The organism is Chitinophaga filiformis (genome assembly GCF_900102545.1).
GTDB classification, from domain to species: domain Bacteria; phylum Bacteroidota; class Bacteroidia; order Chitinophagales; family Chitinophagaceae; genus Chitinophaga; species Chitinophaga filiformis.
In genome coordinates, this window is sequence record NZ_FNBN01000008.1 from 319,475 (window position 1) to 332,281 (window position 12,807).

The following is a 12,807-nucleotide window of genomic DNA, read 5'->3' on the forward strand; positions in this document are numbered from 1 at the left end:
ATTATTTTGACATGTATTGCTCCCACTTTAAAAGTAGGTAGGCGTAGCTGTGCCTTCCCTGTTGATTGCTGGTTGGTACGCACTTAACAAAATGTTCGCTGTTCAGATAGATGGCTTTGGGAAAACGGATCAATGGAAGCGGGGCAGGGCGACGTTGATCCTCTTGTAGTTATTTCTTATCTTTTGATCAGAAAACGTAAACAAAATAACAGGATCAATGGCAGCACTCTTCTCACCGTTACAGATCAGGAATATTACATTCAGGAACAGGATCACGGTTTCTCCGATGTGTGAATACAGTTCAGAAAATGGTTTTGCGAATGACTGGCACCTGGTGCATCTGGGTAGCCGTGCAGTAGGCGGGGCCGGGCTTATTATTACAGAAGCGGCCGCAGTGAGCCCGGAAGGACGGATATCGCCTGCGGATCTCGGTATCTGGGACGATGCACATATTTCCTTCCTGCAAAGGATCACAGGTTTCCTTTCCACCCATGGTGCTGTTCCGGGGATACAACTGGCGCATGCGGGTAGAAAGGCGAGCACAGAGGTGCCCTGGAAGGGTATCAGACTGATACCGCCCGATAAAGGAGGTTGGGAAGACATCTATGCGCCAAGCGCTATTCCTTTTTCAGAAAAATACGGGCAACCTATTGCTCTGACAGCAGCTGGTATTCAAAAAGTGATCGCAGATTTTAAAGCAGCTGCAACGCATGCATTGAAAGCAGGATTTAAAGTGATCGAACTGCATGGTGCACATGGTTACCTGCTGCATGAATTCCTTTCTCCGCTAAGTAATCAACGGACAGATGAATATGGTGGTAGCTTTGAGAACAGGATACGCCTGATGCTGGAAGTAGTGGCCGCTGTAAGGGAAGTATGGCCGGAAGATTATCCCTTATTTGTAAGGCTTTCTGCAACAGATTGGGCAGACGGTGGATGGGACCTGGAAAGCACTACAGAACTGGCGCGCATACTAAAAAATAAAGGCGTAGATCTTATTGATACCTCTTCCGGAGGATTAGTGCATCATCAGAAAATAATTGTTGGTCCCTTGTATCAGACACCGTTTGCGGAGCATATCCGTAAGGAGACAGGTATATTGACTGGCGCTGTTGGGATGATCACTACAGCGGCAGAAGCAGAGTCTATTATTGCGGAAGGGAAAGCTGACCTGGTGGTAATGGCGAGAGAGTTTTTGAGGGATCCATATTTTCCTATGCATGCAGCACATGAGTTGAAGGACGAGTCGTTTGTCTGGCCGGTGCAGTATGAGCGGGCGAAGTTGAAGAGTTAAAGAGATCCTTAGGAGTCATTTTTATATCCCTGGGTGTAATGCCCGGGGATTGTAATTTATATTCGTTTAAGCGTATCGGTAAGTATTTACTGTCGAATAAGATGTGTTTAATTCTTATGCTGAAGGTTCATTCATATCAGTTATAAGTTAAGGCTGTGAAAATTATTTTGATACGCAGAAGATTTGTTACTAACGTGGAAATTGATCCTTGACGCGTAGTTAAATATCAAATTGAACTCCCCTTATTTTCCCCCGATTTACTATAAGATGCCCGTATCATGATGATACGGTTTTTTTATGCCCTGATCCTGCGAATAAAAAAATGATCAATTACAATTAACGAACAAGAAGCACTTCACAGTTATCTCTTCGCCCAACTTGTAATTGATCATCTGAAACTACTTATTAAAACCACGAACTCGCCTGCTCTTCATCTTCAGTTGGCAGTGGTTTCTCAACATCTTCTTCAGCAGGAGGCGGAACGACATCATCTGCTTCAGTTGGATGCTTACGGATAGCGCCTTCAATAACGGCATCCTGTTCTACTTCCAACACAAGCGCAGTCACATCGCCTTTTACATATGCTTTGTTGCTGATCACAGCTTTATTGCTTACAATAATATCCCCATAGACTTTACCGTAGGTAACCAGATCTGTTGCATAGATATTGCCGCGGATATTCGCGCTTTTACCTATTACCAGCATGCCCTCGGTCCGGACATCGCCTCTTATGTTACCATCAATACGTCCGGGAATAGTGGATTCGACAGCGCCCTGCACGGACACCTGGCTTGGGATCAGAAACATGTCCTTTCCAAAAGCCCTTTTAATTAAGTCTTTCAAGGGAAGCACATCACAAGTTTGAGACAGCAGATAAAGTTTCTTCTTCAAAAATAGAAATGATCGAGGACGCATTGCCAAGGTCAAGTCCCACGCTGCGATGATGTTTATCGTCTGATATTCTCAAAGAGTTGTACAGATAGCCGATGCTGACAAGATTTTCAGGGTTAGGTGCTACTTCTACAGGAATAAAGTCTTTGAACTCTTCCATAAAAGCATCAGTCAGTTCGCGGTAATACGCACCGCCACCCATCAGGTAGATCTTGCTACAGTTTTCAAAGTCCTGGTCGGTAAAATAGTTCCTCATCAGCGGAGACACTACTTCCTTATAGTACTGGGTCAATAAAGCCTTTCGTACATCCTTCAGGTCAATACGTTTCCTGTTGGTAAAGATAGAACCTTTCATGAAAGCATCGTCCAGCTGGTGCTCATTTTTCATGTCGAGGTAATACTGTTTGTTCAGCTCACGGGCCAGGTTGTTGATAGCATATTTGATACCGTGAGAGCTGAAGCAGGTACGGTGAATGAGACCATCCGCTGTTGCCATACCGCCCTCAATAGTACCGAAACCAAAGCTGACAGCGATGAAGTTTTCTGTTTTAGGATCATTAACGGTCTTTTTCAGACCGATGATGCCGCCTACGATCTCAGGGATCACTTCATACCGCTCGATGTCCAGCATCCCTTTTTTGATGGCGCCTTTATTGTTGAAAGTATGGGTGTCGTATTCTATGAGGAAATGGCGCTTATTCAGGAAGTTCTCTGCGGCGCCTTTGTAGATATTGTAAGTAGAAAAAGGAAAGCCCATTGTGATGGACAATGGCTGCTGTACCTTATCCAGCACGTTCACCAGGCCTGCTTTGAAGAGGATTTCGTAATCATCTTCCTGTGGAGCGGCATTGGTAATACGACCGGGATTGATCCCGCCCCGCCTTGCCAGGTTTCCGACCATATACCAGTTCTCGTCTTTTTTGATCTTCAGGCCATTCAATAAGTCTTTTGAGGAATTCTCGGTGTTACCATACGCAGTTTCGAAAACGCTCGGAAAGCTAATGGGTGATACTTTCATGATAGCAGGATTATTATATATGATTAAAATTCAGGTTTTTGATTTCAATAATTCAAGGTTCAATCTGTCACGGCAAACTCCAGGGCAGTAGGTTTTTTCACAGGGGAGGGGCATTACTCCCGCACTACAACGACATTAAATATATAAAATTATATTAAACATTACCAAGCGGAAACTGAACACTTTTCAAATATATTGATTATCAGTGTTTTGACAGGTTAACAAATTGCTATTAAATGGAAGAGCCGGGAGGAGACTGGATAAATTGCGGTGGAAGGGATTGTGGAGAGGGTACCTGGCAGGACGGCTCCTGCCAGGCCGGAAGTGGCCTTATCTGGCCGTGTAATTGAATTCATACCTGGCGGTGTCGTAAATGGACCAGTCCATGAAACCCCGTACCATTGTGCCCAATGCATCCAGATGACGCTGGATAGCACAGTCAATGTGCGGGCCAAAGGAAGGCAGCTGAGTCCTCAGTTCGTTGAAAAGCGCTATTTCCCGGTTATGGATAGCCGCTGTTTCAGCGATGGCCTCTTCAAGGCTGATCTGCTGTTCATGCTCAATCACTACCACGAGATTGTGATCGTCTCCATGAGCCAGTTCTTTGGACAGTGAGAAGAGATCGTTAGCCCAGCATACGGCCCTCCGTGCAAGGTCGACCAGTTTCTGGAACTGCTCATTCTGTAGTACGAAAATAGGGAGGTAGGTCTGTGCCGCTACTTCCAGCATATCGGTGCCCAGATTGGCGCCGCTAAAGAATGGACGCATCTGCATGTACTGGAAGACGGATGGATGTCTCCGCTGTTTTGCATTTTCGGCTTCCCAGACGGCCGCCTCAAAGGTTGCCTTCAGACTAAGTGTAAACTGGCATTGCCATGATACCGTACTCAGTTGCCGCATCTTGTTCCAAAAGTCGCTCAGCGCTGCCAGTACAGGATTAATATCCCGGCCGACGAACCTGTCATACCGCAGCACATTCACGAAGTCTGTGATAACCTGTTGCAGATACCCCTGTTCCCGGTACCCCGCTGTTTCGGGGGTAACATGGTCCAGCAGATCATCCAGCACAAAGAGCCAGGTGTTCAGATCGTTGGCGGTGCACAGGAAATCCAGGTCGGCGTCCGGATAGGTGCGTGCAGTCATCCATGCGAATTTGTACTTACGGAAGCGGTCGTACGCCTCGTCAGATTGCAGCAGGTTAAACTCCTGCAGCCAGGCAGAAGTGTGCTGGTCAATTTCTGACACGAAAGGACTGATTTTGGCCTCAAAAGGGCAATTGAGTAACGGAACGTTAATTGGTTGCATAAAAATTGGGTTTAAAAATGAGAGGAGAAAAAAAACTAATTCAGACAAAAATGTACTGTGATGACGCGACATAATCGCAGTCAAATAGCGTGAAATTCAGGAAGATGAGTAGTTGTGCGGCCTGTACCAGGGTGGTCAGGAATTGAGGGAAGAAAGATTACAATAATGCCGGGCTATTCAGGCATTGTTTGAGTGCAACATTCAACAGTTTAAAATCAACCGGTTTGATCAGATAAGCAGTAGCTCCTGCCTCGATAGTGGCGATCCTGTCTTCTTCAAAAACATCGCCTGAAATGACAATCACCGGAACTCTGCTGAGCATAGGAGTATTTCTTACATAGGCCAGGATCTCTCCGGCTTCCATATCCGGCAAATGCCTGTCTGCCAGGATAATATCAGGGGTATAATGGTGCAATAATTCAATCGTGTCTGCGCCCGTACCGCAGGATTCCAATTCACATCCAAGCCTGCGCAGGTACTGCGACAGGTAAATCCGGCTCATATCGTCGTCTTCAATAACCAACACTTTCACCCCGGTATAGAGTGTTGTATTGTCCGTGCGTGTTTCCGGTACTTCCGCCACTTCCTCCCTGGCAGCAGGTACTGCACAGGCCAGCAAGGGGAAGGTGAAACTAAATTCAGTGCCTTTGCCTACCACGCTTTCTACCGAAATGTCGCCTCCCAGCAGAGTGGCCAGGTGACGCGCAATATGCAAGCCAAGGCCAGTACCACCGGAAAAGCTGTTCCATCCCGTAATGAAAGGATCGAAGATAGGAATGATCTTATCCTCGCTGATGCCCTCTCCCTGATCTTTTACTTTAATACTACAGGTATCATTTTCCACAATAGCCGATAAAGTGATGGTGCTGTTATCTGCCGTGAATTTTACTGCGTTGAATAAGAGGTTGTTGATGATCTGGGTGAGTTTGACCTTATCTGTTACCAGTAGTGCGGGGAGTTTCCGTTTGTTATAGCTCAGTACAATGCGGACACCTTTTGTTTTGGCGATGTATTGACCGGTATCCACGATATTGTCCAGCAGACTTCTTATCGGAAAGGCTTCATTATGTACTTCATGCAGTTTACCCGCTTCTATTCTCGACAATTCCAGCACATTATTGATCACGTCCAGTGCATGATGACTCGCGGCGCAAAGGTGTTCCGCCTGCTTTATATAGGCCGTATCATTATTCTTCTTCGCATCCATCAGTAATAACTGGCTGATGGAGTAAATAGCATTCAATGGTACGCGGATCTCATGGTTGGTTTCCCGGAGAAAAAGGCTCTTATAGTTGTTGGCCTTTTCCAGTTCGGCAGTTCTGAACTGTACTTGTTTTTCGAGGTTTTCACTATGTTCTTTCTGTGCAGTCAGCAATTGATCGTTATGCTTGACATAGAACATGATGATGAGAATATTCAGCGATACAATAACGAGGATAGCGGAGTAGTGAATAATGATCCTGCTTACCGGTGTAAAATCATAGGGAGGAATGATACCGGCGATCCTGTTCACTTCCAGCATAATCAATGTGATCAGTGCCACGACGATACAGGTAGTGCGGAACATTTTATCTTTTACGATCAGCAGGGAAGTGCCTATGAGGAATATAGCGAGCAAACTGGCTTCTACAACACCCGCCAGCAGACAACCAAAGTAGAATGTAGCAGCATTATGGATCATCTGCAGATAGAATGCTGCTATGTCATACTTCCTTTGTTTATTCAGGAATATAACGTAGAAACAAGCCGATCCTTCTACGAAAGTGCCCAGGAAAAGACCAAGCTTTCCGGAGACAATATAAAAGAATGTCCCAAAGAATAGTGCCATTACACCGGTGACTATGGCAAGAATGTTTACTTTAATGATCCTGCTCCTTTCATTTAAATCAAGGGTATCTGCACCTATCAGGGTAACTGCTCGAAATATCCCCTTTATACTCATTCGCAATCGGGTTTACTGGAATTACTTCCGGGGTTTGTTAGTGTTGTTGTTATAGGTCTCTATAATATAAAATGTTGTCCTGTTTAGTTATGGCCGAATTATAATCCACAATATAAACTAATTACCAACAAAAAAAGCCAAAGGAGAGGCCCTCCTGCTGATAATGAGTACTTATCACCAGAAGGGCCTCTCCTTCAACAAATAATCTTTTCCGAATACGTTATTTAAAATCAGTATCCGTGAGACCGCTGTTTATTTTGATCTCGTCCACTTTGAAATCGATCTGCTGTCCACCGATGTTATTCTTCAGCAGGAAAGGGAATTTAACCCCATTTACCTCTCTGTAGTCACTTGTTTCAATAGCGCCGGTTTCCTGATCTCCACTGCGGCTTATTTTCTTTGCCAGGAAGCCTGTAGCAACATCATAATAGAGCTCGGTAACCAGATCCTCATCTTCTTTTACAGTGATGAGATAAGTCTCTTTACCATTGTCATCAGTTACAATGTTGGGCGACAGGTGTATCTCAACGCCATCCTTCAGGTATTCTACTTCAGGGATCAGGGTGAGATTAGCTCTGATACGTTCTCTGGAAGCAGCGTCTACCGGAATAGGGTTGCCCATCTGTATAGCAGAAACGCTGTCTCCGTTTACCACCAGCTTAGTAGCATGTACATTCATCATAGGGATGAAAACATCCAGCAGGAACTTGTCGGGCGATTTGAATTTCCTCGTCATTTTGATCTCAGTGCCCTGCACAGAACCGGTAGCGGTAGTTACCTGGTCTTTGATCGCTTTCACTTTATCAATACCGCCGATAACCTGCAGGTACTTGTTGAGAACATCTTTTGCAGTAACATTCGCAGGCACTTTCCTGGAACCACCCGCCCAGGTATTGTTGGAAGGATCAATATCAGGGAAAGCCTTATCAGGGTCTATCACTACCTTAGTGATCCTGGAATCTGAATTCTGTTTGAATGTCCAGGTAGAACCACGTTGCCAGATTTCAGCAGGCAATGTTACCGTGTCAGTGTTGCCTTTGCTGTCGGTGATGGCAAGAACTACCGGAAGCGCCATCTGCTCCAGGTTTTCTATAGTAATCAATGCGCCTTTAGCAGGATCATTGTTTACATATTTCACATCTTTCACTGACTGGTCCAGCTTCCAGCTGTTCAGGAACCAGCCTCTCCAGAACCAGCTCAGATCTTCACCCGATACGTTTTCCATCGTACGGAAGAAATCCCATGGTGTAGGATGTTTAAATGCCCAACGTTCGATGTAAGTGCGGAAAGCATATTCAAAACGCTCTTTACCCAGTACATAATCACGCAGGATGGTGAGTCCCATAGCAGGCTTATAATAAGCTGCGATACCCAGGTAACTGCTCTGGATCACATCAGGAGTGCTCATAATAGGATCTCCGCTCATGGCGCGGCCCATTGACTGTCCCTGTTGCTTCTGGTAAAACTCTCCATTGTTGAACACCTTACCGGAACCGTCGTTGATGAAGGTATTGAAGCCTTCATCCATCCAGGCGTACTTCCTTTCGTTGGAACCTACGATCATCGGGAACCAGTTATGACCGAATTCATGGTCCGTTACTCCCCATAATCCACCGCCGGTGCTTCTGTGGGAGCAGAATACGATACCGGGATATTCCATGCCGCCTACGATACCTGCCACATTGGTAGCTACCGGGTAGGTATATTCAAACCATTGTTTAGAGTAGATCTCAATACAACCTTTTACAAACTCTGTAGATCTTACCCAGCCGTTAGGGGCCATAATGCTTTCTACAGGATATACTGACTGCGCCAGTGCTTTTTTACCACTTGGGAGGTTAATACGGGCTGCATCCCATACGAATGCAGTAGAAGCTGCCCAGGCCACGTCGCGTGCATTTTTACAGATAAAATGCCAGGAGAGCATACCGCCTTTTGGCTGTAAGGCTGCTACCTCAGCACTATCCCTGATCATAACCGTTTTGTCGCTGTTACGCGCTTTTGCCAGCTGGGCCTGTTCCTTAGGCGTCAGTACCTGTGCTTCATTCTGCAACTGACCGGAACCAGCTACTATCATACCGGCAGGAGCTGTGATGGTATAATCGAAGTCGCCGTATTCCAGGTAGAACTCTGCCGCGCCCTGGTAAGGAATAGAGTTCCAGCCCAGTACATCGTCGTATACTTCCATACGCGGATACCATTGTGCAATCTCATAGATCCATCCGTTGCGGGTCTTCAGACGGCCGGTACGGTCAGTTCCGTATTGCGGTACCTCATATGCATAGTCTACATAGATCTTTGCAACGGCGCCATCTGCTTTCAGGGCTTCCGGCAGGATCAGCTGCATACGGGTATCGGTGATGTTATATTTTACGGCTGTTTTCTTACCGTTGATGACTACGTTTACGGCCTTAATGTTATAGCCTTCGGTGAAGGAACGGTTGGCAAAGCGACCGCCTGTTACCACGGTAGTAGCTGCGCCGCGGGAATCTTCCCGGTAGATGTTCTGATCTAGCTGCAGCCACAGGAAAGGCAGTTTATCAGGGCTGCTATTCTTGTATGTGATCGCTACTGAACCGCTGATACGGTGAGTGGCGGTATCCAGGACCGCGGTGATGGCATAGTCGGCCCTGTTTTGCCAGTATTTGTGGCCAGGGGCGCCGGATGCGCTGCGATACTCGTTACCGTTGGTTGGATAAAACAGGGGACTGAATACCTCATGCTGATCGTACTTTGAAGTAGTAGTCGTCTGTCCTACTGCAGCATGGACAAAACTTGCCAGCAGAAAGCCGGAGCAGAGCAGGATTTTGTTGATTGTCATTAGTGTTTCGATTTGGAAATAGCCATAAATATAAGATAATGCTGTAAAGCAAATAGAGAAAAAGCAAAAAGGGCGATGTAATTTGTCTGACAGTCAGACACACATTTGAAAAATATTATATCTTTACGGGCAGAACGATAGACTTTAACCTTTAACCTATGAAAATTTTCCGGACAGGCATGGGCCTGTTTTTCCTGCTATTCACCAGCCACGCTTTTGCACAAACACCCACACCAGCGCCATCAGTACAGCTTAGTGCCACGTTTCCGGAACCCGGAGAGGGGTTTGACAAGATCGTATTGCTGCCTGGCGGGAATACCTGTTACCTGCATTTCGACAAGAAGCAGGGTATCATAGCGAATATGTATAACGAGCAGCGTACAATTGCTGCTACAGAGGTAATCAGGGGAAAGTTGTGGGATGCTTCCAATCTGAATGACACTGAAATTGACGGTATCTATGCGATCAATAACCAGGTGGTGATCTTCCTGCAGCAACTGGTAAAGTATAAACCCAACCTGTACCGCCTGGTACTGGACGGCAATAATGGTAAACTGATACAGGAAGACAAGCTGGGTGAACTGCCTACCGTATTACACCGGGATGTAATGGTGCAGGATAATTTTGCTTCGCATGATTTCTATGTGTCTAAAGACCCCAATAGCGGTTATTATGCGGTGGCCTCTTTTGCCGGTGGTGAATTACAACGGAAAGAATCTCCCGCAGAAAGAGTCCAGATCCTTCATTTTACGCCGGAGCATCAGTTGATCAGGCGTAGCTATTATTCTGTTTCTGACCAGGACTATCCTTACCTGGGCTATCTGGATATGGCTGTACAGGGAGGCGATAAAATATTCCTGGCTACTGTCGCTCTTAGCAGTCGCAGGAGCCTGAAAGATACCAGTGCTGTAGTGGTGATATCCGCCATTGGCAAAAATGACAACAGTTTCACGCATACCATTTTGCCATATACGGCCAACTTTACTGATGTTCATGCTGCTGTGCAGTATGCGTCTGCCGTGAACGGTCTGCAGGTGTTATTGACCACTACCAATAGCCAGTCAGGCAAAGCTGCCGCACCTGCTGCTTATATCAACTACCTGGATGCGGGTACGCTGGCGTTTAAAACCAGTCAGCCGCTGACAACAGATAAGATCACTGCTTTTGCACAGCAGAAGATGAAATATACCGGTGCTTATACCGGTCAGCCGCAGGCGCTGATCACGCATGAAGATGGCAGCAGCACCGTATTGCTGGAAACCATGGATCAGTTTAATACTACTGGTAGCAATGCGTGGAATAAGGCACATACCAATATGAATGACATTGGTGTAAGCCGGATAGATGCGGGCGGGCATGAGCAATCCGGTTACGGATTGATAAAGATGCAGGTGGCTAATGGTACTTATGAGCCTTTATATTTTCATCGTAAGGAGAAGGGACAATGGTTCTTCCGTAACAGGATACAGGTATTGAATACCACGCCTTATCTGTCGTATGATTATCTGCCGGCGTCTAAGGCTACTTATATCATTTTCAACGACTATCTCGCTTACCTGGATCAGGGGGGGACTTACCTGGATAAAAAGCCGCTGAAATATCTTACTGAGGCGAATACTGTTTGTTACAGGTGTACTGATGCCGGTCAGGAGAGGTTGTTCCTGTTTGGCACACCTGAGACCTTTAAAGGATATTATTGTATGCTGGGGGCGTCGGATTATGATGAGAAAAAATATACTTATGCGACTATTATGATTACAAGAAAAGGGGAGGAGAAGAAGGCGTGTGTTGCATGGGTGAAGTTCTGATTAAATACTTTTTTGTAAAGGAAGGGGCATCATTATTTGTGATGCCTCTTTTTTTTCGCTAAGTAGCCTCGGTTTGGTGGTGCTTCTCTTGCGGATCGGTTTCTTTTTTAGTTCCGCTAAGTAGCTTCGGTTTGACGGTGCTTCTCTTGCGGATCAGTTTCTTTTTTAGTTCCGCTAAGTAGCTTCGGTTTCAGTATGGGATGGCGGTCGGCGCCTCTCTGAATGTCGATTTAGCATTGTCAAGCGAATAGGGGCGTTGAATATAGATTGGGCAGCACCGGTCGTATCACCGGAGAGCCGAAGGCCCGCCATTCCCATCTGAAACCGCTACTACTTGAGCGGTCTTCTTACTGTCATTCGTCTATTTTATTATAGTGTCTTCTTTATTATAGTCTTCGGGCCTGGGTGATGAGATCAGGTAATAATTCCTTTCAGTATTATGGTTGCCAATAGCCTGGAATTGTTTGATGAATTACTTATTTAATTGCCTATTGATCGTTTATTAACTGCTTTATGATCAGTGCATGATCATTCCGATCAGAGTTGTGCACAGTATTTGATTTATTCTCCATAAACATGTATATTCCATTACGCTGTATAAATCCTGTCTGCAGTGTATGCAATAAGCCCTGACTGGGTCTTTTTACTTTGTCATGTGATTCACAAGCCCCCCTGTGTAGTGTTCGTTCATTTTCATTATCTAAAACTCAATTCTTCCTATTATGTACACACATCAGCTGCCGGGCTTATACTGCCCTTTTCCGATTACCCTTAATCCTAATGTAGACAAAGCAGACAGACACACTACTCTTTGGGTAAAAAAACACCAGCTCGTCCCGAATGAAGAAACGTGGACCTATTATCACAGACAAAAGTTTACCTGGATGGTGGCCAGGATGTTCCCTACCGCCGACCTGCATGCATTGAGTATTGCGGCTGATCTCAATACTTTACTGTTTGTACTCGACGACCAGTTTGATGAACATGGTGAGGGTACCGACGTGATAAAGCAAAGCAAACAGTTTGAAAAGCTTGTGCATGCGCTGATCGGTATCATGAAACACAACAGACAGATTTCTTTCGAAAAAGGCGGACCTGTACTAAGTGCAGTGAGCGACTTCTGGAAAAGGATCCGCAAGCTTGGTAACCTGGGCTGGCAGGTACGTTTTATTGAAAGCCTGCAGCAGGCCTTTGCTGCCAATCTATGGCGTATTGAGCAGGTAAGCCGTGCTCAGCTGCCAACATTGGAGGAGTACATGAAATGGCGTCCTATTTTCAGCGGAGCCAGTTTTTTTGCTTATCTGCTGGAAGCGATTGAAGGCTTTTCCTTACCCGACTATGTATTTCTTGACGGCACCGTGCAACAGCTGATACAACTCTGCAGCAACACGATCTGCTGGGCCAATGACCTGTTCTCATTCAATAAAGAACTGGAACAGGGAGATGAAATGAATATTGTGATGTTAATCCGCAATACCAGGGACTGTACAATAGACGAAGCCATTACAGCCGCTGTGCAGATACATGATGAACAGGTAAAGGCATTTGAACGTTTATCCCGCCGTTTACCATCATTCGGTGCAATAACTGATGCAGAGTTACGCCGTTACATTGATGCACTGGCTGTAATGATGAAAGGCAATATTGACTGGAGCGTAAATGATACGGAAAGGTATCATTTTACCATGCTGGCAACAGCATGATTTAACAAAACGCCCATCTCTGATG

General features: G+C 45.8%; 8 protein-coding genes. 3 read left to right on the top strand and 5 right to left on the bottom strand.

Features of this window, described 5'->3' with window-relative positions; translation table 11 throughout:
* Positions 1–217: 217 nt before the first annotated feature.
* On the top strand, positions 218–1,294 hold the full coding sequence (locus BLR32_RS27010) for an NADH:flavin oxidoreductase/NADH oxidase (protein ID WP_089836515.1): 1,077 nt from the start codon (positions 218–220) through the stop codon (positions 1,292–1,294).
* 405 nt (positions 1,295–1,699) lie between these two features.
* Here BLR32_RS27010 and BLR32_RS27015 read toward each other — a convergent pair whose 3' ends face one another.
* The 5 genes from BLR32_RS27015 to BLR32_RS27035 form a co-directional block, all read right to left on the bottom strand.
* Entirely contained in the window at positions 1,700–2,101 is a 402-nt protein-coding gene (locus BLR32_RS27015) for a bactofilin family protein (RefSeq protein ID WP_176842446.1), read from the bottom strand.
* 46 nt (positions 2,102–2,147) lie between these two features.
* Positions 2,148–3,203, bottom strand: a complete 1,056-nt coding sequence (locus tag BLR32_RS27020) for a ParM/StbA family protein (protein WP_089836519.1) — start codon at positions 3,201–3,203, stop codon at positions 2,148–2,150.
* Between the two features lie 330 nt (positions 3,204–3,533).
* Complete coding sequence (locus BLR32_RS27025; RefSeq protein WP_089836522.1) at positions 3,534–4,508, bottom strand: terpene synthase family protein; 975 nt, start codon at positions 4,506–4,508, stop codon at positions 3,534–3,536.
* A 157-nt stretch (positions 4,509–4,665) separates the two neighbouring features.
* Positions 4,666–6,450, bottom strand: coding sequence for an ATP-binding response regulator (locus BLR32_RS27030; protein ID WP_089836523.1), 1,785 nt, complete (start codon positions 6,448–6,450; stop codon positions 4,666–4,668).
* Positions 6,451–6,670: 220 nt separating this feature from the next.
* Positions 6,671–9,271, bottom strand: a complete 2,601-nt coding sequence (locus tag BLR32_RS27035) for a M1 family metallopeptidase (RefSeq protein WP_176842447.1) — start codon at positions 9,269–9,271, stop codon at positions 6,671–6,673.
* 158 nt (positions 9,272–9,429) lie between these two features.
* Between BLR32_RS27035 and BLR32_RS27040 the strand changes: the two genes are divergently transcribed.
* The gene (locus BLR32_RS27040) at positions 9,430–11,079 is read left to right on the top strand and encodes a hypothetical protein (RefSeq protein WP_089836525.1); all 1,650 of its coding nucleotides are present in this window, start codon (positions 9,430–9,432) and stop codon (positions 11,077–11,079) included.
* Positions 11,080–11,801: 722 nt separating this feature from the next.
* Positions 11,802–12,782 carry a terpene synthase family protein gene (locus BLR32_RS27045; RefSeq protein ID WP_089836527.1) on the top strand — a complete coding sequence of 327 codons (981 nt, stop codon included), beginning with the start codon at positions 11,802–11,804 and terminating at the stop codon, positions 12,780–12,782.
* Positions 12,783–12,807: the final 25 nt, after the last annotated feature.

Excerpts from the sequence above, each read along its gene's own strand:
- BLR32_RS27020 (WP_089836519.1), bottom strand. The coding sequence starts at position 3,203 with ATGAAAGTATCACCCATTAGCTTTCCGAGCGTTTTCGAAACTGCGTAT.
- BLR32_RS27035 (WP_176842447.1), bottom strand. The coding sequence starts at position 9,271 with ATGACAATCAACAAAATCCTGCTCTGCTCCGGCTTTCTGCTGGCAAGT.
- BLR32_RS27015 (WP_176842446.1), bottom strand. The coding sequence starts at position 2,101 with ATGTTTCTGATCCCAAGCCAGGTGTCCGTGCAGGGCGCTGTCGAATCC.
- BLR32_RS27030 (WP_089836523.1), bottom strand. The coding sequence starts at position 6,450 with ATGAGTATAAAGGGGATATTTCGAGCAGTTACCCTGATAGGTGCAGAT.
- BLR32_RS27045 (WP_089836527.1), top strand. The coding sequence starts at position 11,802 with ATGTACACACATCAGCTGCCGGGCTTATACTGCCCTTTTCCGATTACC.
- BLR32_RS27010 (WP_089836515.1), top strand. The coding sequence starts at position 218 with ATGGCAGCACTCTTCTCACCGTTACAGATCAGGAATATTACATTCAGG.
- BLR32_RS27040 (WP_089836525.1), top strand. The coding sequence starts at position 9,430 with ATGAAAATTTTCCGGACAGGCATGGGCCTGTTTTTCCTGCTATTCACC.
- BLR32_RS27025 (WP_089836522.1), bottom strand. The coding sequence starts at position 4,508 with ATGCAACCAATTAACGTTCCGTTACTCAATTGCCCTTTTGAGGCCAAA.